This is a genomic window from Vannielia sp. ABF1_015 (genome assembly GCF_056160745.1).
Map to the genome: position 1 here is coordinate 948,018 of NZ_JBSWXT010000001.1, position 25,706 is coordinate 973,723.

The window sequence follows — 25,706 nt, forward strand, 5'->3', positions numbered from 1 at the left end:
TACCTTGTGATCGGTGCCTGCGCGCGCCGGGAAACGCAGCTTGCTTTCACCCATCGGGGGGCAGAAACTCCGGGCAGAAGGCATTTTGATACGAGGTATTGAACAATGAAAACGCTCTTGTGGGCCACCGCCCTCACAACCCTGCCAGCCCTTGCATTGGCGGCCGATTTTCAGGTCGCCGCCCCGGTGACGGGCGCGACCATCTATCCGCAGGGCGCAACCGTCACGCGACGGGTGGTGGCCGAGGTGCCCGCCGGTGCCCATCGCATCCTCTTCCCGGTGCGGCGCGGCATGCTCGATTATGGCCCGCCCCGCATCCTGCCCTCCGGCGGCGTTTCGCTTGGGGCGACCCAGTTGCTGACCAGCTATGTGACCGACCCCAAAGCGGTGTATTCCCCCGCCCAGCAGGCCACGCTCGACCGGGTCGAAACGCTGGAAGACCGGGTGACAGCCAAGTCAGACGAAATCTCCCGGGCACAGGTGGCGCTCGACGGTGCCAATGCCCGGCTGGAGTTTCTGGGCTCGGTCAAGGGCGGCGCGCTCGATGCGATCGACCCCGAAGCGCTGCGCAATGCCGCCACGCTGATCGGTTCTGAAACCGCCGTTGCGCAACTTGAAAAGCAGGAAACCGAAGAAGCCTTGCGCGGTCTTTCCAAGGAGATGGACGCGCTGCGGCGCGAGTTGGCGCAGGCCCAGGCCGACCTCACTCGCCTCACCCCACCCGAGGGGCCGGTGGACATGATGGCCGTGTCGCTGGAGCTGGACGCGCCGCAAGAGGTGATGCTGGAAGTGGTCTACCTCGATGGCAATGCGAACTGGCGCCCGGATTACGACCTGCGCCTCACACGGGGTGACGAGGCATCCGTTCAGATCGACCGCAAGGCCGTTGTCCAGCAATTCACCGGCGAACTTTGGGATGGGATCGAGCTTGAGCTTTCCACCGCCGACCCCTTCGCCGGGATCGTGCCCAGCGATCCGCAGCCCAATCAGGCGCAGATCGGCAATGCGGCCTACAAGCGGGCCTCCGGTAGTGCCTCCTACGATACGTCACGCGTCGCGGCAAAGCCTGCGATGGATGAGGAGGCCGTGGTGGTCGAAGCCGCCCCCATCGTCGCCGGGCTGAAGGTGGAAGGCCTCGCGGTGAGTTACGACTACCCCCGCAAGGTCACGCTCGCGCCTTACGGCGGCGAGGGGCTGCAACTGGCGCTCGACACGGTGACGCTGGAGGCCGACGAAAAGATCATCGCCGCTCCGCGAACCGATGACACCGCCTTCCTGCTGGCCGAACTGCGCAACACGCTGTCCGAGCCAATCCTGCCGGGGCAGGCCTCGGTTTACCGCGATGGCGTGTTCATAGGGCGCAACACCGTGCCGCTCATCCCTGCCGGCGCAACCGAAGACCTGTCCTTCGGGCCATTGGAGAGCCTGCGCCTCGAATGGACACTGCTGAACAATGACACCGGCGACAAGGGCATCGTCAGCCGCTCCAACACCCGCGAGCAGGCAATGGAGTTTTCCGTTGAGAACCTCAGCGACGAGGCGGTGGAGCTCACGGCAATCTACGCGTTGCCCTATTCCGAGCAGGAAGATCTGGAGCTCGACGTGCGCGCCCGGCCCGCGCCCACGCGGGAAGACTACGAAAAACGCCGGGGTGTGGGTGAATGGGACATGGAGCTGGCACCGGGTGAAACCAAAGTGGTGCGGATCGACGTGACGCTCGATTGGCCAAGCGGGCCAGAGCTGATCTGGCGGCCGTAACCACCGCGCAACACAGACTTACGCTGCAAACAGGGCCGGGGCATATCAGCCTCGGCCCTTCCTCGTGGCTCTGTGCGCCCCCAGCGGCAACTCAAACCCCGCTCTCATCCGGGCGTGTTCCGCTTGCAGGCGCCGCCGGCGATAAACGCCCAGCGCAGCGAGGCCATCGAAAGCCGCGCAACCGCCTGCGCCAAACATGCACTCATGCAGCCCTCTGTTCGTCCCCGCCCTCTCGGCGTTCCAGCGGCTTGCCGGGGAAATGGCTGGCAAACTTGATCGTCAAATCCTCGCGGCTCACGCCCAGCCGTGTCAGCGGCACCAGCGGCTTTCCCTCCGGCCAGGTGCAAAGCACCAATGGCGGCTGTCCTGTGCGCCCGTTGTCGCCTGGTGCGCGCAGCACATAGCCCAGCTTGCGCAGCCGCGCCTGAAGCCCGGGCCAGGTCACCGAGTCCTCAATCGCCTGAGCCAGCGCGCGGCGCTTGTCGACCACGGCAGGCGGCACCTTGGGGGCCTCGTCAATCTGCGAGAGAATGGCCTGCCGCAAAAATTCGGCAAGCGTCTGGTCCACCGCACGTGCTGCGCGATTGGCCTTGTTGAGGAGCTTTAGAGGCATCCGGAGGGTGAGGTTCATGGCAGGCTGTTTCATAGCCCGCACCATGGCCCGATATCGGTTAACGCCCGGTTGAGGCCGCACGAAAAATCCGGCCTTTCCGTGGCAAAGCCCCGCTCAGACCGGCTCAAACACCTTCGCAGTCGGGCTATAGCCCTCCAGCACACCCTCGCGGATATCAAACCACAGCCCATGCAGGCTCAGTTCTTCGGCCTCGATGGCGCTCTGAACGAAAGGAAAGCCGATCAGGTTAGAGAGCGATTCGACAACCGCCTCCCGCTCCAGCGCGCGCTTCTGCGCCTCCGGGTCTTCGATGTCTTTCACCCGCTCAAAGCCGGGGCGCAGAATGTCGAGCCAGCGGCCTATGAAGCTGCTCTTCTCTTCCAGCTCCGGCATTTTGCCCGAGCACATATCAAGGCACCCTGCCACGCCGCCGCAGTTGGAATGGCCCACCACGATGAGATGCGCCACCTTCAGCACGGTCACGGCATATTCGATTGCTGCCGAGGTGCCGTGCGGGTCTCCATCGGGCTCGAAGGGGGGCACGAGGTTGGCGATGTTGCGATGCAAAAAGATGTCGCCGGTCTGGGCGCCAAACAGCTCGTTCACGTTCACCCGGCTGTCACAGCAGGCAATCACCATCATCGGCGGGCGCTGGCCTTCGTCCGCAAGGCGGCGATACCAGCTCTTGTTCTGTTCATAGCGGGTGGCCCGCCAGCCTTCATAGCGGCTGACGAGGTATTCCGGCAGCGGTTTGACCAGCCTATCCATCGGTGTCCCTCTCCTGTCGCATCTGACCTTCTAAAACACATCCGCCCCGGCGGGGGAAGAGCGCGCCCGCGCCGCGCCCGGCCGTGATGACGCGGGCAGGGAGCAACTGTGGTAAAACAAGGGCAATCTGCTGCAATTGAAGCCATTTCGCGCTTACAGGATAACAGATTGTTCAGCCCTCGGCGTCATGGTCCGTCCTGCGAGAACATTGGGGTGAAAAGAGAGGTGCGCCAGATGGCACATGTATCCGTTCTGAACGTCGAAGATGATATCCGGCTCGATCCCGAACGGCTGGGAACGCTTTACTATCAACTGGGTCATCAAGGGGCAGAAGATGTCGTCTGCCGCGCGATGGAAGAGCTCGCCGTGCGGCTGGCCGACGTCGACGCGCGGTTCCGCGAGCATGACTGGCCCGAGTTGGCCCGCATGGCGCGCGGGCTCATCGCCATCGCCGATCAGATCGGCATGGTCGGCCTTGCGCGGGTTGCCGGCGACGTGGCGCAAGCTGCGCGGGCGCTGGATATCCCGGCCATCGGCGCCACGCTGGCCCGGCTCGGCCGCATCGCCGACCGCTCGCTGACCGAGGTGTGGGACGCGCAGGATCTGTCGCTCTAGGCCGGGCTTCCGGCGAGGATCGGCTTGCTCTAGTCTGGCGGCAAATCGCCAGACGGAGCCCCCATGTATTCCACGCCCCTGCCCAAATTCGCCACAACTCAAGAGGCGGCCTGCCCGCTCTGGGCCGTCGGCCCCGAGGGGCTCGATGGTTTGCCCGAGGAGGCTGGCACATGGGCGAAAACCGCAGGCTTCAAGGCCGGTGCGGGCGAGGTTTGCCTCGTGCCGGGCGCAAACGGCGGCCTCGGCGCGGTGCTGCTGGGCCTCGGCTCTGCGGCCACCCGCAACCGCCGCCGCCTTGTAACCGGCGATTTGCCCCAGCGCCTGCCCGCTGGCACCTATGCGCTGGCTGGAGAGTGGGCGCGGCGCGATGCCGAGGAGGCGGCGCTGGGCTGGCTCTTCGGCAGCTACCGCTTCACCCGCTACAGCGATGGCCCCGCCGTAGAGGCGAAGCTGGTCTGCCCCGAGGGCGTGGAGGCTGCGCGGCTTGAGGCCATTGCAGCGGGCGAGTTCCTCACCCGCGACCTCATCAATACGCCCACCTCCGATATGGGCCCCGAGGCACTGGACGCCGCCTTCATGGCGCTGGCCGAGGAGCAGGGGGCCGAGGCCTCTGCGGTGCGCGGCGATGATCTGCTCAACCAGAATTTCCCAATGATCCACGCTGTTGGCCGCGCCAGCGCCGAAGCCCCGCGCCTGCTGGATATGCGGTGGGGCAGCGAAGGCCCCACGCTCACCCTCGTCGGCAAGGGCGTGTGCTTTGATACCGGCGGCCTCAACCTCAAGCCCGGCGCCTCCATGGGCCTGATGAAAAAGGACATGGGCGGCGCGGCCACCGTGCTCGGGCTGACACGAATGATCATGGCGCTGGGCCTCAAACTGCGGCTCCGTGTGCTGGTTCCTGCGGTAGAAAACTCGGTCTCCTCCAACAGCTTCCGCCCGCAGGATATCCTGACCTCCCGCAAAGGCCTGACGGTCGAGATCAACAACACCGACGCCGAAGGCCGCCTTGTGCTGGCCGATGCGCTGACCTTCGCGGGCGAAGAAAACCCCGATATGATCGTCAGCTTCGCCACCCTCACCGGCGCGGCGCGGGTGGCCGTGGGGGATGACATCGCCCCCTTCTTCACCGGCAACGCCGCGCTGGCCACGGCGCTGACGGAGGCGGCAGCAGAGGTGGCAGATCCGGTCTGGCAACTGCCCTTCCACGCGCCCTACGAGCCCCGCATCCAGCCGGGCATCGCCGATCTCGACAACGCGCCCAAGGGCGGCATGGCCGGGGCGATCACTGCGGCGCTCTTCCTGCGCCGCTTCGTGCCCGAGGGCGCAGATTACACCCATTTCGATATCTACGGCTGGCAGCCCTCCGCCGCGCCGGGCCGCCCCAAGGGCGGCGTCGGCATGGGCGCACGGGCGCTGCTGGCCGCACTCCCCAAGGTGCTCACATGAAACTCGATCGCCGCCTCACCCCGGCCAACGCCCGCGTGGCCGCCGTCGCGCTGAAGGGGCTGGTGGAGGCGGAGGCCTATGTGGAGGGCGAGGCCGCCAGCGTCTCCGCGCCGCTCACCGACATCTGCCGCGATCCGGCGGGCGACCGTGAGCGGCAGTTGCTCGCCGGGGCCCGCGTTGTCGTCTACGAGCGGGTCGCGGGCTGGGCCTATATCCAAGCCGCAGCCGATGGCTACGTCGGTTATGTCGCCGAGAAGGCGTTGGGGCCGGTGGTCACTCCAACCCACCGCATTTCCGCCCGCCAAAGCCACCTCTACCCCGAACCTTCGATCAAGACGCGCGAAAAGGCGGCGCTTTCTTTCGGCGTGCAGGTGGCGGTCATCGGGCAGCAAGGCGACCTTTGCGAAACCCCCTCCGGGTTCATCCCAAAGCAGCACCTGACCGAAATCGGCACCCGTGCCGACCGGCTCGAAACCGCACGCCTCTTTCTCGGCACACCATACCTCTGGGGCGGCAATTCCAGCGCGGGGATCGACTGCTCGGGGCTGGTGCAGGCGGCGCTACAGGCTGAGGGGTATGATTGCCCGGGCGACAGCGACATGCAGGAAGAGGCGCTCGGCGAGGCGCTGGCCCTCGATGCCGCGGTTGAGCCGGGAGATCTCTACTTCTGGCCGGGCCATGTGGCCATGGCACTGGATGCCGACCGGCTGATCCACGCCACCGGGCATTTCATGTCCACGGTCATCGAGCCGCTCGGTGAGGCGCTGGCCCGGATCGAGGCCTCAGGGTATCCGCTGCGCAGCCGGCGCAGGCTTTAGCGCCACTCTACCGGATCAAGCTTGAACAGCGTGGAGAGCTGGGCATAAACCTCCGGCTCCTCCTCCATCAGCGCCCGTGGCTGCTCAAAAAAGACCTCCACCGCAACGGCAAAGAACTCCTCGTGCCCCTCGCAGCCGTAAGGGTCTATCACCCCTCGTTCACCGCGCTCGGTGCGGGCGCAAAGCCGCTCATAGGCGCTGGTAAACACCCGCGCCCATTCGGCAAAGCTCTGGTCGCGGCCCAGCACCGGCGCACCATCGGCCCGGCCCGAGAGATCGTCGACCTGATGGGCGAACTCGTGAATCACCACGTTTTGCCCATCCGCGTCATCCGCCGCGCCCGCATCCGAATGCGCCCAGGATAAAATCACCGGCCCCCGCGCCCAGCTTTCGCCGGTGCGCACCGTCTCATGCTCGGTCACCACAAAGCCGTTGTGGCTTTGGCGGCGCGATTTGAAGGCTCCGGGGTAGATCAGCACGGTCCGCAGGTTGATGAACCAGGTATCGGTGTTCACAACCAGAAGGCAGGCCTGCGCCGCGATGGAAAGGCGCATCTCCTCCGTCACCTCCAGCCCGCCCCGGCCGAGAAACTCCACCTGATCAAGAAAGAGGTTGATCCGCCCTTCCAATGCACGCGCCAAAGGCTCGGGCAGGCGGCGGGTGATCGGCACCTTGGCGGCGATCACCTCGCGCTGCGCTTCGGTCAGCGGGCTTGCCAGAAGCGCAGAGCGGGCACGGCGCTTGGCCAGTTTCCAGAGGCCATAGGCCACGGCGGCAAGGGCCAAGAGCGCCAGAACGATAAGAGTTGGCATCTGCGGGGCGTGTCAGTCGACGGCGCGGATCAGCTTGCGCTCCAGCACGCGCAGCACCGTCTTCAGATCATGCCCGCGCTTCAGCACCTGCCCGTCCATTCCGATCACCGCATACATCCCCTGCTTGCTGCGCAGGCGGGGGCGCTTTTCGATGCGATAGAGCGGATGCTCGGCGGTGCGGCGGAAAATCGAAAAAACCGCCACGTCCCGCAGGCTCGATATCCCGTAGTCGCGCCACTCGCCTGCGGCGACGAAACGACCATAGAGACCAAGGATGAGCGAAAGTTCGGGGCGCTGGAAGGCAACCGGGTCATTTGCGCGATTGCCGGGGAAGGGCGTGGGCGACTGCACGTTCATGTTAACAAGAGTGGGGCCAAGCGCGGCCAAAATCAAGCGTCGCGAAAATGCCGCAAAATCGCCGCGGCCCGGTCGCCCGCCTTTCCTCAGCCCGCCGCGATCGCCTGTCACCAAGAGTGCCATGCAACGAGCCCCAGGCTCGGCCCCGGTGGAGCAAACTCATAGCCCCCACCCAGTTGCTCCATCGGGGCGCACGACTTTAGCGCCCGTCGGCTTCGCCGGCGGGCCTTTTCCTTTTGAGGGGCCGCCATCTGTCGTGCCTGTTCAGGCAAACGCCCCGTGGCAAAACCAACCGCCCGAAACCGCAGCCCCATGCGCATAATAAAGCCAGAGCCTCGCACCGCAGGCCGTTTCAACCTGCCAGTAATCGCGCTGTCCGCTGCGCCATGCGGGCTCATCCAGCCACCACTCGGGGGCAATCCGTTCCGGCCCGGTGGCATGGGCGGTGGCAAAGCTGCGGCGTCGCCAGCGAAATGACAGCGGCAAAGCCGCGGGGGTGGCGCCGGGGGTGCCCTCCGGCGTGACCAGTTCTGGCGAGAAAAGCACCAGCGGGCGCGGGCGCTCGGGCCTTTCGGGCCAATCCACGGCGGGGGCAGACCATGCGGCAGCCCGCACTTGCGTGCCCTTCTCGGGCAGGTGGCTGTCGCCGGGATGCAGCCGGTGAATCTGCTCAAGGCCCACCCGCGCTCCGAGCCGCCCGATCAGGTCGTCAAGCGCGGTGTCACTGTTCAGCCGCGCGCTGGCATCTGCGCTGGCCCCCGCGTGGCCGCGATGCTGCACCGCCAGAACAGGCTCGGTCACCGTGGCCACGAGACGGATGGTGTCTATCCCCTCGCCAGCATCCACCTCGCCCAGTTTCATCCGGATCAGCGGGCGCAAGCGGTCTGGGGCGGCGGAGGGGCGGGCGAGGCCCAACTCGATGACCTGCGAGGAATGATCGCAGCGCATCAGTTGCAGCCTGAGCTTGCGCGCGCCCATTCCCTTTGCCCGCAACCGGGTTTCCAGCGCAGGCAACAGGCGGTCGACCCCCTCTGCAAGGTCCACCTCCAGCCCGATCGGCTCTGGCAGGGTGAGGCGAACGGCATAAACCGGCTCGGGCCGGGCCGGGGAGACAGGCTCGGGCGCGGAGCCAAAGGCCTGATCGAGCCGCAGCACAAGATCAGCCCCAAAGCGGCGGGCCAGCGCGGCACGGGGCTGGACGGCAAGCTCCTCCACCCGTTTCAGCCCAAACCGGGCAAGCTGCTGCGTGGTCTTTTCCGGCAGGCGCAGGGCGGCCAGCGGCAGCGGAGCCAGTGCCTCTCGTGCGCAGCCGGGTGGGGCAATCCGGCCCTCCGGCGCGAGCGTATCCACGCCCATCGGCGGTGCGCCGCCGCGCTCCCAATGCCGCCGCTTCACCGCCCGGGCGCGGGTGGCATAGGCCTCCTGGTCAATCGCATCTCCCGAGCGCAGCGCCCCCGGCCCTTGCCCCGCAAAGCGCGCAAGGGCCCAGGCCGCGCCCACCGTATCGGCAACCCCGGCGCAAACTGTCAGCCCCAGCCGGGCACAGTCGGCCTCGACCTCGCCCATCAACCCGGCCTCGCCGCCAAAAAGATGCGCGCAGCCCGAAATATCCACCGTAAGCCCGTCCGGCGCCGCCTCGCTGATCCAGGGCGAGAACTTGCCCGCCCAGCGGCGCAGCACGGTCAGAAAATCAGCCTCAAGCGCTGGGCGCTCCAGCCGGGTAACGAGATCGGGGCACACCGCCTGCGCATCGCGCAACGGCTGCCTGGGCCGCAGGCCTGCGGCGGAGGCCGCGCGGCTGAGCGAAGCGAGGCTGGCCACGTTGCCACGCTCGCGCACCACCGCCAGAGGCGCCTCGGCCAGCATGGAGTCGGCACGGATCAGCCGCTCGGCAGCAAGCCGGGGAAACCACAGCGACAGGATTCGGCGGTTGGGCATGAGGCAGAAATGTTCGTTGTTTGTTCCAGCTTAGCCATGCCCGGGGGCGGAGTCGAGTCTGCCCGCCGATCACAAATATCCCATCGCCCGTGTCTTGCACTCAAACAACGGGGCTGGCCAAATGCCGGGATGATCCTGCGCAAAGTACTCCCCGCACTCGCCTTTTCCGCCCTCGCAGCCCTACCTGCCACCGGCCATGACGGGGTGAAGAACCCCGCTGTCATGGCGCGCATGGCGGTGATGGAAGAGATCCAGGCCGGAACCAGGGTGCTTGGCGACATGCTGAAAGGTGCGCGCCCCTTCGAGCCTGCCGAGGCGCAGGCGGCGGCCAAGGCCATCCGCGCCGCCGCACCAAAGGTCGTGCCCACCTTCCGGCCAATGGAAGATGATCCAAAGTCAGAAGCAAGCCCGGCGATCTGGCAAGAGTTTTCCGCCTTCGAGGCAGAGGCTACGGCGCTCGAACAGGCGGCAGCGGGCCTCGATACCTCCAGCGAAGCTGCGCTCAGGGCAAGTTTCGCCACCCTCGGCACGGCCTGCCGCTCATGCCACGCCAGCTATCAGGAGTGAGCAGCCTCAGCCGCAGGTGACGCGGCTGATGAGCCCGGTACTGTCGAGGTAGAAGTTCATCCGGTAGGGATTGTATTCCTGCGTCACAATCCCGCCATGAGGGATAACACGGGTCTTGCGCGTCACCCCGAGGGTCGGGATCACGCTGGCAGGCTGGCCAATGGCCGACGTGCGATAGGCCGAAGCCCCGCAGATATCGGGTTCGCGCTCCACCAGGCCGCTGTCCACATTGTCCTGAATGGGCGCGTCATCCTCGGGGAGGGTCTCAACCGGTGGCTGACAGGCGGCGAGCGCGGTCAGAAGAATCAGGGCCTTGAGAGCTTTCATCACGGGTGTCTTCCCATATCCGGTTGAATCGGCGTGGAGATTCCCCCACGGTTCCGCCGGATAGATTAACGGGAGTTTCGACAAATGAAAACGCGTGCCGCCGTGGCCCTTGAGGCCGGCAAACCGCTTGAGATCATGGAGGTCAACCTCGAGGGCCCGAAGGCGGGCGAGGTTTTGGTGGAGATCAAGGCCACCGGGATTTGCCACACCGACGAGTTTACCCGCTCGGGGGCCGACCCTGAGGGGCTTTTCCCGTCGATTCTGGGCCATGAGGGCGCGGGCGTGGTGATGGAGGTGGGCGAGGGCGTGACAACGCTGAAGCCGGGCGATCATGTCATCCCGCTTTACACGCCGGAATGCCGGCAATGCGCCTCCTGCCTCAGCGGCAAAACCAACCTCTGCACCGCGATCCGCAACACGCAGGGGCAGGGCCTGATGCCAGATGGCACGACCCGCTTTTCCATGCTCGATGGCACGCCGATCTATCACTACATGGGCTGTTCCACCTTTGCGAACCACACGGTGATGCCCGAAATCGCGCTCGCCAAGGTGCGCGAAGACGCCCCTTTCGACAAGATTTGCTACATTGGCTGCGGCGTGACCACCGGCATCGGCGCGGTGATTAACACGGCAGGTGTTGAGATTGGGTCAACGGCGGCGGTTTTTGGCCTCGGCGGGATTGGCCTGAACGTGATCCAGGGCCTGCGGATGGCCGGTGCCGACAAGATCATCGGCGTGGATCTCAATGATTCCAAACGGGAAATGGCCGAGAAATTCGGCATGACACATTTTGTTAACCCCTCGAAGGTAGAGAATACCGTGGCGGAGATCGTGAAGATCACCCAGACGGAGTTCGACCAGATCGGCGGGGTCGACTATTCGTTTGACGCGACGGGCAACGTGAAGGTGATGCGCGACGCGCTGGAATGCTCGCACCGCGGCTGGGGCTGCTCGGTGATCATCGGCGTGGCACCTGCCGGGGCCGAAATCAGCACGCGCCCGTTCCAGCTGGTGACGGGCCGGGTGTGGAAAGGCACGGCCTTCGGCGGCGCCAAGGGCCGCACCGATGTGCCCAAATTCGTCGACTGGTACATGGACGGGAAGATCGAGATCGACCCGATGATCACCCACACCCTCAAGCTCGACGACATCAACGAAGGCTTCGACCTGATGCACGAGGGCAAATCCATCCGCGCGGTGGTGGAGTATTGATGCGCGTAGCGGCCCTACTTCTGGCGCTCACCGCCTGCACTCCAGCCATTTCTGCTGAGCCGGTGCTGGAGCTGAGAGTGGGGCCGCGCGCCATCCATGCCACCACCGAAGACATCCGCGAAGTCCTCGTGCTGGAGAGCCACCCGCCCAAGATCCAGCTTCGCACCGGCCCGGCCTTTTCCCGCGCAGTGGCCGATTTCAGTGCGGCCAGCATTGGCGAAGAGGCCGTGCTTTCGATCTGTGGCGAAGAGGTGATGCGACCCTGGATCATGGAGCGCATCTCGTCCCCGGGCATGATCCTCGCCCCCATCCCGCCCGAAAAGCTGGATGGTTTCGTGAAGGTGCTCACCGGCGAGGCCTCCTGCCCCGGCTGACCGGCACCCCAACCTGCCTAGCACACGCGTCCTGTTGCACCAGCCCTCCGGTAGCATCGGCGGGCAGGTGAGCCACATCCAGAGCTTAAACAAGACTTTCTCCAAAGCCACCGGCACCATCATCCGTAGCGCCGATCAGCCGATCTCAGGGAACCAGAGCGGGCGCAGCACGGTTTTCCTATGAAGGAGACCCGCCGATGAACACCAAGCCCGCCTTCCCAAACACCCTGCTGCCCGCCGAAAAAGCCCAAAGCCGCCTCGTGCCCGTTGCCGTGGCCTGCGGTCTCGTCGCCGCAGGGGCGCTCCTGTGGCGGGCCAAGCCACAGGCGCTGCAAATCCCCGATCCGGTGCCGCTTGGCGCCAACCCCAGCCACAGCCTCTTGCGCCGCATCGCGCGGCATTCCCGCGACAGCGTGCACAAGATCGCGCCCAGCAACATCTCGGTCTCACTGGGCCGCAGCCTCGTGATCGCCGGCGGGGCTCTGCTGCTCACCCGCCTGCTCGATGAAATCGCGGGCGAGGATTAATCCTTTCGCGCCACGATGAAATGCGCCGGGGGCTTGGCCGGGTAATTGCCCGTTTCCACTATGGTCAGCCCCGCCGCCTCGTGCAGCGCGTCCAGCTCGCCCACCGAGAAAAACCGCACCTTCGGGGCCTTCCCCACAAGCCGCATCGCCCCGATGATCGGGCGGAAGTACCACGCACCTGCCAAAGCCGTCGTCTTGGTGATCACATGGCCGCCGGGCTTCACCCGGTCCGCCATCGCAGTAAGCGCAGCCGCCGGGTCTGGCACCAGATGCAACAGGTTGAAGGCAATCGCGGCATCAAACGGCCCCTCGGGCAAGCTCTCCACGCCACGCGTCTCCAGCGTGACATTCCTGATCCCGTCCGCCTCGATCCTCTCGCGCGCCACATCAAGCAGCGCATCGGCAATGTCCGTCGCCACGATCCGGCCCACGTGAGGCGAGAGACGGCGGGCAGTGGTGCCGGTGCCCGCGCCCGCCTCCAGCAGGGTGGCATCGGCGGCAAGGTAGCTCGCCGTGCGCTCCAGCGTCGTGGCATAGGCGGGCTCATCCGTGATCGGGCGAGCAGCATAGCGGGCGGCAACTTTGTTCCAGAAGTCTGCGTCGGTCATCGGGCTGTCCTTTGCTGTTGCCATGAGACCTACTCAAACGCGGATCACATAAGAATTGCCAAGTTTCGCATTTTATCTATGCATATATGCATGAAGCCACCCGCCGCCGCCTTTGACTGGAACCAAGCCCGCGCCTTCCTCGCCGTGGCCGAAACCGGCTCGCTCTCTGCCGCCGCCCGGCAGATGGGTCAGACCCAGCCCACGCTGGGCCGTCAGGTCTCTGGGCTGGAAGAGGCGCTTGGCGTCACCCTGATCGAGCGGGCAGGCCGCCGCGCGCAGATCACCTCTGCCGGGCGCGAGCTGATCCCCCACCTCAAGGCCATGGAGGAGAGCGCCGGGCAGGTCGCACTGGTGGCCGCAGGGCAGGCACAGGATCTCACCGGCACGGTCTCAATCTCGGCGTCCGACATGATGGCCACCCGCACCCTTCCTCCAATCATCGCTCGCCTCTCGCGCATGGCCCCCGAGTTGGAGATCGAGCTGATTTCCTCCAACACGCTCTCCGACCTCACCCGCCGCGAGGCCGATATCGCCCTGCGCCACGTTCGCCCCACCGAGCCAGAGCTGATCGCGCGCCTCGTCCACGAGCAGCCCGCCCGCTTCTACGCCGCCAGCGCCTACCTCGAGCGGATGGGGCGCCCCGAAAGCCTCGAAGATCTCGCCGCGCACGATTGGGTCGGCCATGCCCCGGTCGAAACCATGCTGGCCTATCTGGCCGAGCAAAAAGTCATCCTCTCCCGCGCCCGCATCCGCGTGGTCGCCGACAACGGGCTCACCTATTGGGAGCTCATGCGACAGGGGCTGGGCATCGGGATCATGTCTAAGGAAGAGGTGCCGCCCAGCGTTGGAATCGAGCCGGTGCTGCCCGATTTCACCTTCATGCAGGTGCCCACATGGCTGGTAACCCACGGCGAGCTGCATTCCGCCCGCCGCATCCGCCTCGTCTTCGACTTTCTCGCCGAGGCGCTTTCAAACCGGGCCGCCGCGCCCTAGGTATGGGCCATGGATAACAAGAATAACACACCCCTCCTCGCCGTCCTGATCGACGCCGACAACACCTCTCCCAAATGGGCCAAGGCGATCTTCGATGAGATCGCGGGCATGGGCGAGGCCTCGGTGCGCAGGGTCTATGGCGACTTTTCGTCGAGCCAGATGAACGGCTGGGCCAAGGTGCAGGCCGAGTTGGGCCTCGTGCCCCACCACCAGCCCGCGAACACCGTGGGCAAGAACGCCTCCGACATCGCGCTGGTGATCGACTGCATGGACCTTTTGCACACCGGCCGCTTCAACGGCTTCATTCTGGTCAGCTCCGACAGCGACTTCACCCGGCTCGCCAGCCGCATCCGCGAACAGGGTTACGATGTCTTCGGCATCGGCGCCCAGAAGACGCCGGAAGCCTTCCGCAAGGCCTGCAAACGCTTCATCTTCCTCGAAAACCTCGAAGGCGCCCCGCAGCAAAAGCAGGCCGCCAAGAGCAGCGACAAGCTGAACGAGGCGCGAGACCTGATCTTCCGAGCGATGGACGCGCTGGAAACCGAAGACGACTGGTATGCCCTCGGCCCGCTCGGCCAGCAGGTGACAACGGCGAACCCCGACTTCGACGTGCGCAGCTACGGCTTCCGCAAGTTCTCCGACCTCGTTGGCAAAATCGCCGTCTTCGAAACCCGGCGCGGCTCGGGCAACCAGATTCAGGTGCGGCGGGTGGATTGAGCCAGTGGGTGCGCCATGAATGCGCACCCGACGGTGGTGCTTTGCGCCAGGTGCGGAGTCAAGGCCGAAGGCCGCCGCACCATCGCCGGGCCGCCCCCCGGCACGGCGATTGGCTGACGCTGGCGCATAGCTCAAGCGGAGAGCTACCACGGCTGCCATAAAGTGCCACAGCGCTACCGTTGGATCGCCGAACCGCGGCCCGTCGATGGTGCGGCTCAATCAAAGGAGATGATCGGGTTTCAACTTGGGTGCCTAGGGCGAGATGTCAGTAGAGAATTACTGCTGTTAGTTCCTATCGAAGGTAGATGCTGACCACCAAGGATGTGGCGACACATGGACCAATGAGCGGCGCCGCTGGGTGCCCAGTTAGAAAAGTGGAAAGGACAGAGGCTACAACGACTGAAAGTGCGACGGCGAGAATAACTCCAATCGCTCCAGACTTAATCATGCTCACAAAGTAGGAAAGCACGGCGCCAGCAAAAGCGAATGCTATTACCAGAAACACTTTTTAGCCCCACTCCTTCGCATGCTTCCTCAACTCAAACTTCTGGATCTTCCCCGTCGGCGTTTTCGGCAGCTCGTGGAACACCACATGCTTGGGCGTCTTGAAGCCCGCCAATGACTCCCGGCAGTGGGCAATCAGCTCTTCCTCCGTCACTTCCGCCCCCGGCTTCAGCTCGACATAGGCGCAGGGCACCTCGCCCCACTTCTCGTCCGGTTTGGCGACCACGGCGCAGAGCAGAACGGCAGGGTGGTGCATCAGCACGCCCTCGACCTCGACCGATGAAACATTCTCGCCGCCGGAGATGATAATATCCTTCGCGCGGTCGGTGATCTGGATGTAGCCGTCGGGGTGCTGGATGGCGATATCCTCGGAATGGAAGTAGCCACCTCGGAAGGCCTCCTCGCTCGCCTCGGGGTTTTTGTAGTACCCCTTCATCACCATATTGCCCCGCATCACGATCTCGCCCGGGGTCTCGCCATCCATGGGCGTCTGGCTGATGAACTCGTCCATCACCGTCACCTCCTCGGCGGTGGGCATGGCCACGCCAGTGCGGGCCTTGATCGCCGCGCGCTCACCCTGCGCCAACCCGTCCCACTTCGCCCCGTTCCAGAGGCATTCCGTTATCGGCCCGTAAGTCTCCGTCAGCCCGTAAACCTGCGTCACGTTGAAGCCCAGCGGCTCCACGGCAGCCAGCACGGCGGCTGGCGGGGGTGCCCCGGCGGTAAACACCTCGACGGTGTGCGAGAACTCCCGGCGCTCGGCCTCCGGCGCATTCACCAGCAGCCCCAGCACGATCGGCGCGCCGCCAAAATGCGTCACGCCCTCATCGGCAATCGCGTTGTATATAGCCTTCGCCGTCACATCGCGGCAGCAGACCACCGTGCCGCCCAACGCCGGAAGCATCCAAGTGTGGCACCAGTTGTTGCAATGAAACAGCGGCACGATCACGAGGTAGCGCGGCTCCATCACCATCCGCCACGAAATCACCTGCCCCAGCGTGCTGAGGTAGGCCCCGCGATGATGGTAAACCACGCCCTTGGGCCGCCCGGTGGTGCCGGAGGTATAGTTGAGCGTCAGGCTCTCCCACTCGTCCTCCGGCATGATCCACGGGAAGTCCTCGCGCCCCTCCGCCAGCAGCTCCTCATAGGTGGTGTGCCGCCCGGTGGCCTCCAGCCCGGACTCGGCGTCGGGCACCTCGATCAGCACCGGCTTTTCGCCCTCCATCACCCCCAGCGCCTCTTCGGCCAGCGGGATGAAGGCCGTGTCGCAGAGCACCAGCCGCGCCTCGGAATGCTCAAAGATATAGGCCACCGTGCCCACATCGAGCCGCACGTTGATGGCATTCAGCACCGCGCCGCAGGCGGGCACGCCAAAATGTGCCTCGACATGGGGCAGGGTGTTGAGCAGCAGTGAAGACACCACATCACCAGGCCGAATGCCCCGCCCTTCCAGTGCCGCAGCTAGCCGGGAAACGCGGGCGTGGTATTGCGCGTAGCTCAGCCGCGTGCCGCCATACACCACCGCCTCCCGCTCGGGAAACAGCCGCACCGCGCGGGCAAGGTGGCTTAGCGGCGTCAGCGGCGCATGGTTGGCGCGGCGCTGTTGCAGCCCGCTCTCATCTCGCATCCAGCCCATCGCCTGCCTCCCCAAAGCGTTCCGGTCTGGCCAGAATAGACAGAGCGCCGCGCGGATCAAGAAATTGCCGTCGAGCGGGCAGGGCGGTAGCCTAGCGCCATGATCCTCTCACGCGGGCGCGGCTATCTCTTCATCCACATCCCCAAGACCGGCGGCACCTCGATGGCGCTGGCGCTGGAAGGCCGCGCCAAGGCCGATGACCTGATGCTGGGCGATACCCCCAAGGCACTCAAGCGCCGGCGACGGCTGAAAGATGTGCAAACGGCGGGGCGCCTCTGGAAGCACTCCCGCCTCGCCGATCTGCCGGGGCTTGTGGAGGAAGAGGAGATGCGCCGCCTCTTCACCTTCACCCTCGTGCGCAACCCGTGGAGCCGGATGGTGAGCTATTACCATTGGCTTCGCGCGCAAAGCTTCAAGCACCCCGCAGTGGCCCTTGCCCGCGAGCTCGACTTTGCGGCTTTTGTGGCGCACCCGCACACGCAGGCCAGCCTGAGCGCGGCAGATTATGGCAGCTATATTCGCCTGCCTTCGGGCGAGGAGCATTGCCGCCTCTTCATCCGGCTCGAACGTCTGGAAGAAGATATCGCGCCGCTGGAGGCGCATCTCGGCTTCTCCCTCACGCCACTGCCGCACATTAACCAAAGCGCCCGCGCAGCAGACTGGCGGGCCATTTATGATGAACGCAGCAAGGCCGCCGTCGCCCGCCTCGCTGCGCAGGACATCGCCCGTTTCGGCTATGAATTTGATCCGCTTTGAGCCGCCTTGGTTAGTTTTGATGGCTTCTGACTAAACCCAAAGGCGACCGCAGAACTGTCCCTGATGTCGAAACACTGCCTCAATTCGGCCCGGTTCCAGTCTGATTGAGGGCAAGGGAATCATTCCAACTGACTTTGCTGTCACCGGAACCGCAGCTGCCAGAAGGGTTCCGCAAAGAGGGATGGTTCAAAATGTTCATGGGATGGAAAACCGACGATTTCGCAAGTTCCGGCGCGCGGCCGGTGGTGGAGCGCCGCCGCGATGCGCGCGGTGCAGGGCATGGGATCGTGGCGGGCACGCTGGTGTCTACGGCAATGGGTTGGCGTCCAGTCGAGGCGCTTATGGTCGGCGATGAAGTGATGACCTTCGATGGCGGCCTGCAGCGGATCACCGGCCTGAGCCGGGCCAGCCTCTGGACAGGGCAGGCCGAATGCCCCCGCGCCATGTGGCCCATCCGGGTGCCTGCGGGCCTCATGGGCAACCGCCGCGAGCTGGTGCTGATGCCCGAAGAGACGGTGGTGATCGAAAGCGACACCGCCGAAGACATGTACGACGATCCTTTCGCCCTCATGCCGGCACTGGCGCTCATCGAAATGCCCGGCGTCGAGCGGGTGTGCCCCAATACAGAGATCGAGGTGGTGTCGATCAGCTTCGCCGAGGATCAGGTGATCTACGTCGAAGGCTCGGCGCTCATCTTCTGCCCCACCGGTGCGGCGGGCGAGCCGATCGGCATGGCAGCGATCCTGAGCGAAGAGTTTAACGGCACCGCCAGCAGCGCCTATCAGGTGCTCTCGCTCGATGACGCCCGGTTGCTGGCAAGCTGTATTGTCGCCGAGCAAGCCGCTCGCGGCGTGCCCGCCGCGGCCCCGGCCCGCATCGCCGCCTGAGGCACACAAAGAGCGCGGGCCCCAACAGGCTCGCCACCGACCACGCTACGTTGGGAGCGAGCTTTGCTCCCCGCAGAAGGCGATGCGCAAGGCCCACCCCAACAAAGCCATCTCTATCCCCCTCCGGGAATGGGCCTCTGAAACGAAAAACCCCGGCGCGCCAGAAGGCCGCCGGGGTTCTTTATGACCATGTGCAAGCGCCTAGGGACGCCGCAGCCACGTGAGCTTGAAGGTTGATCCGGTGCTGTTCTCGCATGGGATCAGCGCCGCCCCCTCGTCGCGGGTGGATCGGCAGTAATAGAGCCCAAGATCACCCAGCACGCTGGCCACCCGCAGCCGCACTACGCCGTTTTGGTCAGGCTCCACAACGAAGGGGAGTTTCGTGCCATCTGAGGTTACGGGGCGCCATAGTCCGGTACCGTCGGCGGCAAATATCCTCTCGCCGCTCGGTGTCCTTGCCTCGATGAAGGAGAACAGCTGGCTCGGCTTGCCCTCTTGGACCTCAAGGTTGAGCACCTCTTTTTTCGGCGATGCGGCCAGCCCCATCAGTTCGAAGCGCGGCCCATCGACATAAGGATCGGGAAAGGCGCGCGGCGTGCCCTTCGGCAGTACAAAATCACCGATCTCGGTAAGAGCGGCTGCAAACTGGTTCTCGGCGGCGAAGGCCAACCGCGCGGCAGCGGTCTTATGCTTGGGTGCGATCGTGTAAACAAACTCTGCGTTGTCGGTGTTCAGATCGCTCGGAGAAAAGGCCTTGGCTTCGGTCGCGAGGCGAAACATCCAGTTCTCGGGTCTAAGCCCGGGAGTTCCGCGTACGCGAAGAGACGAATCCTGAGGCGTGACAGACAGTATGGAGCGGACATCGCCTCTCGGATGCGCGCGCCGCAGAGCTGGGTCGATACAATCGCCCTCGCGGTTGCGAGAGCAGGTGATCGTGGTGAATCTCACAAAGTGGCCGACCGGCTCCCGTCTCATCTCCCACCGCGACCAGCGCAAGAGTTCCAGGGTGTTGGTCTTTTGAAACGAGGTGCCAATGTCCGGCGCGCCTTTGATGCGGTGAATGAGGGCCAGCCGCATCACAGGGCCGCCAATCTTAGGGCGCGGCGTCACGCCGATGGCTTGGAGAAAGTTTTGGTACTCGCTGGAGATCTCAACCTGCTGGCCCGGCAAGAGGTTTCTGCCATCCGAGTGGTAGAGCCTGAACTGGTAAGGCAAGCCAAGCTCCGCTTCGTCGACCGGCACGCAAGTCGGCACATTGGCGCGTTGCCCGATGGTGGGCACGCGGATGTAACACTTGTTGCCGTTGGGGAAGGCAGAAATGTAGAAGACGCTGCGGATGGGAGAGTTATCGAGGCAGTCGCGCACGGGCTTAGCGGCGCAATGGGCATCCCATCTCTCATCCGGGGCGGCGGTAGAAACATTCGGAAGACAGCTCACCAAGAGCGCACTCAATGCCCCGACGAAGGGCGATCGAAATTGTATCATCGGATAATCCTTGCAGGCATAAATTTAATTGTAGGGCGCGCAAACCCGCCAGGGTTGCGCGCCCTACCATGCCGCCAAGTGTATTATTCGATCAAGCCCTTCAGCGTTTGAGGCGTTGGCACCCACCTTACAGAGGCCCGTAGGGTGGGTGAAATCCACCATGCGTCAGGCGGCTTTGGCGTCCGCCCCCGTGCCGAACCGGTCGTAAAACCCACCACCCGATGCCGCGATCTCACGCAGCAGGTCGGGGGTGGCAAAGCGCTCGCCGTGCTTGGCGGTTAGGGTCTCGGTCAACTCCACAGCCCGCTCCGCGCCCATGATGTCGAGCCAGCTGAACGGCCCGCCCGACCAAGGCGCAAAGCCCCAGCCGAGGATGGCGCCCACGTCGCCCTCGCGGATGTCCTCCAACACGCCCTCTTCCAGCGCGCGCACGGCCTCCAGCACCTGTGCGAAAAGCAGGCGGTGCTGCACTTCACTTAGCTCCGGCTGCTCATCGGCCACCGGATATTTGGCCTCCAGCCCGTCCCAGAGCAGCCCGCGCTTGCCCTTCTCGTCGTAGCTGTAGAAGCCCGCGTTGGCCTTGCGCCCAAGGCGGCCTTCGTCGGCCATCCAAAACAGCACCTCGTCCACAGCGCCATCGGGATAGGCATCGCCCATCGCGGCCTTGGTGGCCTTGGCGATCTTCACCCCGAGGTCGATGGAGGTTTCGTCGACCAGTTGGAGCGGGCCGAGCGGCATGCCGACCAGCTTGGCGGCGTTCTCCACCAGCGCGGGCTCCACGCCCTCCTTCACCATGCGGATGCCCTCGTTGATGTAGGGGATGATGCAGCGGTTAGCGTAGAAGAAGCGCGCGTCGTTCACCACGATCGGCGTCTTGCGGATCTGGCGGACGTAGTCGAGCGCCTTGGCCACGGCCACATCGCCGGTGTCCTTCCCCTTGATGATCTCCACCAGCATCATCTTCTCGACCGGCGAGAAGAAGTGGATGCCGATAAACTTCTCGGCGTCCGTCGCGGCTTTGGCCAGCTCGGTGATCGGCAGGGTGGAGGTGTTGGTGGCAAAGATGCAATCGGGGCCAGTGTGCGCCTGCACGGCCTTGGTCACCTCGGCCTTCACTCCCACGTCCTCAAACACCGCCTCGATGATCAGGTCAGCCCCCTCAAGCGCGGCGTAATCGGTGGTGGCGGTGATCCGGCCCAGCACCTCTTCCTTCTTTTCCGGGGTCGCCTTCTTGCGGGCAATGCCCTTGTCCATATAGCTCTCGGTATAGGCCTTGCCCTTGTCGGCGGCCTCCTGCTTCTGGTCGATCAACACCACCTCGATGCCCGCCTGAGCCGACACCAGCGCAATCCCGGCCCCCATCATGCCCGCGCCGATCACGCCAACCTTCTTCACCTTCTGGTCCGCCACCTCGGGCCGGTTGGCGCCCTTCTCCAGCGCCTCCTTGTTGATGAAGAGCGAGCGGATCATCGCGCTCGACGAGGGGTTCATCAGAATGTTGACGAACCAGCGGCATTCGATCTTCAGCGCGGTGTCAAACGGCACCTGCATCCCTTCATACACCGACGACAGCAGCGCCTTCGCGGCGGGGTAAACCCCTTTGGTGTTGCCGTTCACCATGGCCGAGGCCCCGACGAAGGTCATGAAACCCGCCGGGTGGTAAGGCGTGCCCCCGGGAATCTTGTAGCCCTTTTCGTCCCAAGGCTTCACGATCTTGGGCTCGCTCAAAACCCATTCCTTCGCCTTCGCCAGCAGTTCCTCGGGCGCAACCACCTCGTCGATTACCCCGGCGCTCTTGGCTTTCTTCGGGTCGTTCAGCTTGCCCTCCAGCAGCAGCGGCGAGGCCCCCATCGCGCCCAGCTTCCAGCTCAGCCGCGTGGTGCCGCCCATGCCGGGAAAGATGCCCACCATGATCTCGGGCAGGCCGATCTTGGCCTTGGGGTTGTCGGCGGCGATGATGTGGTGACAGGCAAGCGGGATTTCGAGGCCGATCCCCAGCGCGGTGCCGGGCAGCGCGGCACAAATCGGCTTGCCACCCTTGTTCTTGTCGTTCATCCCGGCGCGCTCGATCTTGCGCAAAATGCCATGCGTGGCCATCACCCCGTCAAACAGGCCCTTGGCCGGGTCGTCGCCTGCGCTGGCCTTCATCTTGGCGATGATGTTCAGGTCCATCCCGCCGGCAAAGCTGCCCTCCTTGCCAGAGGTCAAAATCACGCCCTTCACGGCGTCATCTGCCAGCACGTCGTCAATCAGCGCGTCGAGCTCCTGAAAGCCCTCCATGTTCATCACGTTCATGCTCTTGCCGGGCGTGTCCCATGTCAGCGTGGCCACACCATCGGCGTCGACGGATTTGGTAAATTGGGTCATGCGGTTTCTCCCTTAGCGCGGCCCGTCCCACGGGCTGCCGTCTCTATAGGTGAAGCGGGCGTTGCCGCCCTCGATTTCGATACGAAGATCATGGTCGGAATACGCGGCCACCTCGCTGGGGGCCTTGGTGCCGATCACGAGGAACGACGCAGGCGCATCGCTCCGGTTGGTCATGTGGTGGCCGTTGGCCTCGCCTGCCGGGAAGGCGGCAATATCGCCGGGGCCCATGGGGTGCGCCCCGTCATCATCCACCAGCACAAGAGCGCCTTCGGTGACGATCAGGAATTCATCCTCATTCCGGTGCCAATGGCGTAGCGAGCCCATGGCCCCGGCTTCCAGTGTCACAAGGTTCGCCCCAAACTGCGTTAGCCCGCCCATCTGCCCCAGCCGCAGCGAAGAGCGCCCGGCCATCATCGCCGCATAGGGCTCAGGGTAGATCGAGCCGGTCTTTACCGGCGCAGCGGCACGGGTCAGCACGGCGCTGGGCAGATCGGCGGGGGCGGGTGCATCGTCTGGCAGCACCTGTCGCGCGCCACCCTCAGCAATCAGCTTTTTCTCGCCAAGGTCAGGATAATGCACCACGTCATCGCCGCCTCGCGCCCCGACAACAAGGTAGCTGCAGGGCGCCGCGCTGGTGTTTTCAAGGCAATGGGCATTGGCCACGCCCTTGGGCCATGCCACCGCATCACCGGGGCGGAGCAAGGTGCTGCCCCGGTTTTCATGCAGCGTGGCCTCGCCACTCAGCATCCACAAAAACTCGTCCTGCGCCTCATGCCAATGCCGGTTGGAGGAGCGCGACCCGGGGGCCAACTCTTCGACAAAGGCCCCAAACTGGGTCAGCCCACCCGTGTCAGAGTAGAGCCACGCCTGATATGCGCCCAGCGGGTCGCCTGGCTTGGCGCTGTCGCGGCGCACGGTATCCTGCGAGATCAGCGGCATCACATCGGCTCCACAGGCCGGGCGAGCGCGTTGATCAGCTTGGGATCATCGGTGGCATACTGGCTGGAGCCAACTTTCCACACCCCGTCAATTCGGCGCAGCAGCGAGAAGCCGGGAAAGGGGGGCGCAAGCAACTGCGTTCCGCTCATCATCCGGGTGATATGGGTCGCCTTGATAATATCAGGCCCGTCAAACTCGGCAGAAATGCAGGAGCGAACCAGCGCTGTTACCTGGATCGAGTCAAAATAGGCGACCACATCCTTGAAGAGGTCGTGGAGATCGGCCAGATCCTTCACCAGCCGCACCCCACCAAAGGCATGAACGTCACCGGGCACCACGAAATGCGGCGCATAGGCCGCAAAATCCCGCGCGCTATAGGCCGCGCCAGTGATATCCAGCAACTGCTGGCTGATGGCGCGGGCCTCCTCGGCGCTGGTGTCGCTCCCTCCGGTCAACGGATCAAACGCGCTCGATGATCGTGGCCGCGCCCATGCCGGAAGCAACGCAAAGGGTGGCAAGGCCAAGCTCCTTGTCTTGCCGCTCCAGCTCGTCGAGCAGAGTGCCGAGGATGATCGCGCCGGTCGCGCCGAGCGGGTGGCCCATGGCGATCGAGCCGCCGTTGGGGTTGACGAGGGCGGGATCTACATCAAACGCCTGCATGAAGCGCAGCACCACGGAGGCGAAAGCCTCGTTCACCTCGAAGAGGTCGATATCGGAAACACTCATGCCATTGTCGGCCATGATCTTCTCGGTCACGGGCACCGGGCCAGTGAGCATGATCGTCGGGTCAGTGCCGATCTTGGCGGTGGCGCGAATGCGGGCGCGAGGCTTCAGCCCGTGTGCCTCGCCAAACTCTTTCGAGCCAATCAGCACACCCGCCGAGCCATCAACGATGCCCGAGGAGTTGCCCGCGTGGTGGATGTGGTTGATCTGCTCAAGATGCGGATATTTCATCAGTGCGATCTTGTCGAAGCCGGGCATCACCTCACCCATGTCCTTGAAGCTTGCCTTCAGCGCGCCAAGGCTCTGCATGTCAGTGCCCGGTCGCATGTATTCGTCGCGCTCAAGAATGGTCAGGCCGTTCTGGTCGGTCACCGGCACGATTGTCTTTGAAAAGCGGTCAGCCTCCCAAGCGGCAGCCGCGCGCTTCTGGCTCTCCACGGCCAGCGCATCGGCCTCATCGCGCGAAAAGCCGTATTCGGTTGCGATGATATCGGCCGAAATGCCCTGCGGCACAAAGTAGTGCTTCATCGCCACAGAGGGATCAACGGCCACAGCGGCCCCGTCCGAGCCCATCGGCACCCGGCTCATGCACTCCACACCACCGGCAATATAGCCTGCACCCGCGCCGCCCTTCACCTGGTTGGCAGCAAGGTTCACCGCCTCCAGCCCCGAGGCGCAGAAGCGGTTGATCGAGAGGCCGGGAATGCGCTCGTCGAGGTCTGAGGCCAGCACCGCGGTGCGGGCAAGGCAGCCGCCCTGTTCCTTCACCTGGGTCGCATTGCCCCAGATGACGTCTTCCACCGCATGGCCCTCAAGCCCGTTACGCTCCTTCAGGGCGTTCAGCACGCCCGCCGAAAGGGTCATCGCGGTCACTTCGTGCAGCGAGCCGTCCTTGCGGCCCTTGCCACGGGGGGTGCGAACGGCGTCATAGATATAGGCTTCAGACATGGTGTCTCCTCTCAAGCCCGGTCGGCTGGCGAGCCGGGCATCAGGTCGTAGGGGGATTTCCAGCCGGGCTGATCGCTGATGCGGGTCAGCCAAGCGTCGATGGCGGGGAAGTCGGCTCGATCAAAGCCGAAAGGTTCGGGATAAAACAGGTAGCCGCAGCAGGCGAGGTCGGCGATGGTGAGGGCCTCGCCCGCCACCCAGTCGCGCCCCGTCAGGTGGGTTTCGAGCACCTTCAGCGCGGCCTGCGTGCGCCCGTTGACGAAGGCAATGGCCTCCTGCGGGCGCTTCTCTTCCGGCAGGAAGTTCGTCAAAAAGCGCAGCGGCCCTTGCTGGCCACTGCCTTTCTGGCAGTCCCAGAGAATCCAGCGCAGAATCTCGGAGCGCGGGGCATCCATGAACTTGCCGCTCTTCTCGCCGATATGAAACAGGATCGCGCCCGACTGGGTGATGACCTCATCACCATCCACCAGCACCGGCACCTCGCCCATTTCATTGAGCGCAATGAACTCGGGGCTGCGCGCCGCGCCGTTGAAGAAATCAACATAAACCGGCTCCCAGTCGAGGCCGGAAAGCTCAAGTGCCAGCGCGGCCTTGTAGGCATTGCCGGATTCTCCAAAGCAGTGGAGCTTGAGTGTCATATGGTCTCTCCCTTTGCCGGTGTCGGAGTGGGGGCCAGCCCCCACACCCCCGGAGATATTTGCAGCAAGAAAATGAGGCATGCTGTGCCTCTCTCCTGCCGTCCTCTCCCCCGGTCTGCGCGCATTCAGTCAGGAGTTGACGCGCACGGCAAGGGCGACGTCACGTTCCCTGTGTGGCGATCTCGGCTTTGAAGGCGCGCAGCCGATGCGGAAGGGTCTCTTCGTGCAACACCGAGGTGGCGTTTTCGAACAAAAAGCTGATGGCCAGATCAGGGCTGAGGCCGGTTTCGTCGCAAAACCGCTTGAGGTTGCGATGCGCGCTTTCGGTCAGGTTGATCTGGTGCTTGCGGGTGAGGCGGAGCTTGTGGGCCAC

27 protein-coding genes are annotated in these 25,706 nt (G+C 64.6%); 12 read left to right on the forward strand and 15 right to left on the reverse strand.

The annotated features are described in order from the left end of the window. The first annotated feature begins 105 nt into the window (after window positions 1-105). The gene (locus ACXAG6_RS04870) at window positions 106-1,758 is read left to right on the forward strand and encodes a DUF4139 domain-containing protein (RefSeq protein WP_475335567.1); all 1,653 of its coding nucleotides are present in this window, start codon (window positions 106-108) and stop codon (window positions 1,756-1,758) included. A 202-nt stretch (window positions 1,759-1,960) separates the two neighbouring features. Here the strand turns inward: ACXAG6_RS04870 and ACXAG6_RS04875 are convergent, their stop codons facing one another. Both ACXAG6_RS04875 and ACXAG6_RS04880 read right to left on the reverse strand, forming a co-directional pair. Further along, window positions 1,961-2,404: a hypothetical protein gene (locus ACXAG6_RS04875; protein ID WP_475335570.1), complete on the reverse strand. Its 444-nt coding sequence runs from the start codon at window positions 2,402-2,404 to the stop codon at window positions 1,961-1,963. A gap of 81 nt (window positions 2,405-2,485) precedes the next feature. Further along, complete coding sequence (locus ACXAG6_RS04880; RefSeq protein ID WP_140012883.1) at window positions 2,486-3,139, reverse strand: carbonic anhydrase; 654 nt, start codon at window positions 3,137-3,139, stop codon at window positions 2,486-2,488. 234 nt (window positions 3,140-3,373) lie between these two features. Here ACXAG6_RS04880 and ACXAG6_RS04885 point away from each other — a divergent pair, with 234 nt between their 5' ends. The 3 genes from ACXAG6_RS04885 to ACXAG6_RS04895 all read left to right on the forward strand — a co-directional run bounded on the left by ACXAG6_RS04885 (window position 3,374) and on the right by ACXAG6_RS04895 (window position 6,018). Continuing rightward, window positions 3,374-3,754, forward strand: a complete 381-nt coding sequence (locus ACXAG6_RS04885; RefSeq protein WP_140012884.1) for a hypothetical protein — start codon at window positions 3,374-3,376, stop codon at window positions 3,752-3,754. Between the two features lie 63 nt (window positions 3,755-3,817). Then, entirely contained in the window at window positions 3,818-5,200 is a 1,383-nt protein-coding gene (locus ACXAG6_RS04890) for a leucyl aminopeptidase family protein (RefSeq protein WP_475335572.1), read from the forward strand. Beyond that, on the forward strand, window positions 5,197-6,018 hold the full coding sequence (locus tag ACXAG6_RS04895; RefSeq protein ID WP_475335575.1) for a C40 family peptidase: 822 nt from the start codon (window positions 5,197-5,199) through the stop codon (window positions 6,016-6,018). Before ACXAG6_RS04890 ends, ACXAG6_RS04895 begins: the two co-directional genes overlap by 4 nt. Here ACXAG6_RS04895 and ACXAG6_RS04900 read toward each other — a convergent pair. The 3 genes from ACXAG6_RS04900 to ACXAG6_RS04910 form a co-directional block, all read right to left on the reverse strand. Next, window positions 6,015-6,830: a M90 family metallopeptidase gene (locus ACXAG6_RS04900; RefSeq protein WP_475335577.1), complete on the reverse strand. Its 816-nt coding sequence runs from the start codon at window positions 6,828-6,830 to the stop codon at window positions 6,015-6,017. The two genes, ACXAG6_RS04895 and ACXAG6_RS04900, sit on opposite strands and share 4 nt — an antisense overlap. A gap of 12 nt (window positions 6,831-6,842) precedes the next feature. Next, entirely contained in the window at window positions 6,843-7,187 is a 345-nt protein-coding gene (locus ACXAG6_RS04905) for a DUF2794 domain-containing protein (protein ID WP_140012888.1), read from the reverse strand. A 264-nt stretch (window positions 7,188-7,451) separates the two neighbouring features. After that, window positions 7,452-9,125 carry a Y-family DNA polymerase gene (locus ACXAG6_RS04910; RefSeq protein WP_475335579.1) on the reverse strand — a complete coding sequence of 558 codons (1,674 nt, stop codon included), beginning with the start codon at window positions 9,123-9,125 and terminating at the stop codon, window positions 7,452-7,454. A 129-nt stretch (window positions 9,126-9,254) separates the two neighbouring features. Between ACXAG6_RS04910 and ACXAG6_RS04915 the strand changes: the two genes are divergently transcribed. Next, window positions 9,255-9,692 (forward strand): c-type cytochrome, encoded by a 438-nt coding sequence (locus ACXAG6_RS04915; RefSeq protein WP_475335581.1) that lies wholly within the window; start codon window positions 9,255-9,257, stop codon window positions 9,690-9,692. Window positions 9,693-9,698: 6 nt separating this feature from the next. Here the strand turns inward: ACXAG6_RS04915 and ACXAG6_RS04920 are convergent, their stop codons facing one another. Next, window positions 9,699-10,019, reverse strand: coding sequence for an I78 family peptidase inhibitor (locus ACXAG6_RS04920; RefSeq protein WP_475335584.1), 321 nt, complete (start codon window positions 10,017-10,019; stop codon window positions 9,699-9,701). 84 nt (window positions 10,020-10,103) lie between these two features. Between ACXAG6_RS04920 and ACXAG6_RS04925 the strand changes: the two genes are divergently transcribed. The 3 genes from ACXAG6_RS04925 (at window position 10,104) to ACXAG6_RS04935 (ending at window position 12,132) form a co-directional block, all read left to right on the forward strand. Continuing rightward, window positions 10,104-11,231, forward strand: coding sequence for an S-(hydroxymethyl)glutathione dehydrogenase/class III alcohol dehydrogenase (locus tag ACXAG6_RS04925; RefSeq protein ID WP_140012892.1), 1,128 nt, complete (start codon window positions 10,104-10,106; stop codon window positions 11,229-11,231). Beyond that, the gene (locus ACXAG6_RS04930) at window positions 11,231-11,605 is read left to right on the forward strand and encodes a hypothetical protein (RefSeq protein ID WP_475335586.1); all 375 of its coding nucleotides are present in this window, start codon (window positions 11,231-11,233) and stop codon (window positions 11,603-11,605) included. The genes ACXAG6_RS04925 and ACXAG6_RS04930 overlap by 1 nt, the downstream gene beginning before the upstream one ends. Before the next feature lie 197 nt (window positions 11,606-11,802). Further along, window positions 11,803-12,132, forward strand: coding sequence for a hypothetical protein (locus ACXAG6_RS04935; protein ID WP_475335589.1), 330 nt, complete (start codon window positions 11,803-11,805; stop codon window positions 12,130-12,132). Here the strand turns inward: ACXAG6_RS04935 and ACXAG6_RS04940 are convergent. After that, window positions 12,129-12,740: a class I SAM-dependent methyltransferase gene (locus ACXAG6_RS04940; protein ID WP_475335591.1), complete on the reverse strand. Its 612-nt coding sequence runs from the start codon at window positions 12,738-12,740 to the stop codon at window positions 12,129-12,131. The genes ACXAG6_RS04935 and ACXAG6_RS04940 overlap by 4 nt on opposite strands. A gap of 90 nt (window positions 12,741-12,830) precedes the next feature. Here ACXAG6_RS04940 and ACXAG6_RS04945 point away from each other — a divergent pair, with 90 nt between their 5' ends. Beyond that, window positions 12,831-13,733 carry a LysR family transcriptional regulator gene (locus ACXAG6_RS04945; RefSeq protein WP_475335593.1) on the forward strand — a complete coding sequence of 301 codons (903 nt, stop codon included), beginning with the start codon at window positions 12,831-12,833 and terminating at the stop codon, window positions 13,731-13,733. A gap of 9 nt (window positions 13,734-13,742) precedes the next feature. After that, the gene (locus tag ACXAG6_RS04950) at window positions 13,743-14,450 is read left to right on the forward strand and encodes an NYN domain-containing protein (RefSeq protein WP_475335596.1); all 708 of its coding nucleotides are present in this window, start codon (window positions 13,743-13,745) and stop codon (window positions 14,448-14,450) included. A 508-nt stretch (window positions 14,451-14,958) separates the two neighbouring features. On the opposite strand, the gene ACXAG6_RS04955 is transcribed toward ACXAG6_RS04950, so the two are convergent. Next, window positions 14,959-16,590 carry an AMP-binding protein gene (locus ACXAG6_RS04955; RefSeq protein ID WP_475335598.1) on the reverse strand — a complete coding sequence of 544 codons (1,632 nt, stop codon included), beginning with the start codon at window positions 16,588-16,590 and terminating at the stop codon, window positions 14,959-14,961. A gap of 99 nt (window positions 16,591-16,689) precedes the next feature. Here ACXAG6_RS04955 and ACXAG6_RS04960 point away from each other — a divergent pair, with 99 nt between their 5' ends. Together ACXAG6_RS04960 and ACXAG6_RS04965 are read left to right on the forward strand one after the other, a co-directional pair. Then, entirely contained in the window at window positions 16,690-17,346 is a 657-nt protein-coding gene (locus ACXAG6_RS04960) for a sulfotransferase family 2 domain-containing protein (RefSeq protein WP_475335600.1), read from the forward strand. Between the two features lie 191 nt (window positions 17,347-17,537). After that, window positions 17,538-18,233 (forward strand): Hint domain-containing protein, encoded by a 696-nt coding sequence (locus ACXAG6_RS04965; RefSeq protein WP_475335602.1) that lies wholly within the window; start codon window positions 17,538-17,540, stop codon window positions 18,231-18,233. A gap of 201 nt (window positions 18,234-18,434) precedes the next feature. Here the strand turns inward: ACXAG6_RS04965 and ACXAG6_RS04970 are convergent, their stop codons facing one another. From ACXAG6_RS04970 to ACXAG6_RS05000, 7 genes are all read right to left on the reverse strand, one after another. Next, window positions 18,435-19,598: a hypothetical protein gene (locus ACXAG6_RS04970; protein ID WP_475335605.1), complete on the reverse strand. Its 1,164-nt coding sequence runs from the start codon at window positions 19,596-19,598 to the stop codon at window positions 18,435-18,437. A 285-nt stretch (window positions 19,599-19,883) separates the two neighbouring features. After that, the gene (locus ACXAG6_RS04975; protein WP_475335607.1) at window positions 19,884-22,085 is read right to left on the reverse strand and encodes a 3-hydroxyacyl-CoA dehydrogenase NAD-binding domain-containing protein; all 2,202 of its coding nucleotides are present in this window, start codon (window positions 22,083-22,085) and stop codon (window positions 19,884-19,886) included. A gap of 12 nt (window positions 22,086-22,097) precedes the next feature. Continuing rightward, window positions 22,098-23,024: a cupin domain-containing protein gene (locus ACXAG6_RS04980; RefSeq protein ID WP_475335609.1), complete on the reverse strand. Its 927-nt coding sequence runs from the start codon at window positions 23,022-23,024 to the stop codon at window positions 22,098-22,100. Further along, a complete protein-coding gene (locus ACXAG6_RS04985; protein WP_475335612.1) occupies window positions 23,024-23,479 on the reverse strand; it encodes a hypothetical protein in 456 nt (151 codons plus the stop codon). Before ACXAG6_RS04985 ends, ACXAG6_RS04980 begins: the two co-directional genes overlap by 1 nt. 4 nt (window positions 23,480-23,483) lie before the next feature. Further along, a complete protein-coding gene (locus ACXAG6_RS04990; protein ID WP_475335614.1) occupies window positions 23,484-24,695 on the reverse strand; it encodes an acetyl-CoA C-acetyltransferase in 1,212 nt (403 codons plus the stop codon). 11 nt (window positions 24,696-24,706) lie between these two features. Then, window positions 24,707-25,333, reverse strand: coding sequence for a glutathione S-transferase family protein (locus ACXAG6_RS04995; RefSeq protein WP_475335616.1), 627 nt, complete (start codon window positions 25,331-25,333; stop codon window positions 24,707-24,709). A 160-nt stretch (window positions 25,334-25,493) separates the two neighbouring features. Beyond that, the gene (locus ACXAG6_RS05000) at window positions 25,494-25,706 is read right to left on the reverse strand and encodes a hypothetical protein (protein ID WP_475335619.1); all 213 of its coding nucleotides are present in this window, start codon (window positions 25,704-25,706) and stop codon (window positions 25,494-25,496) included.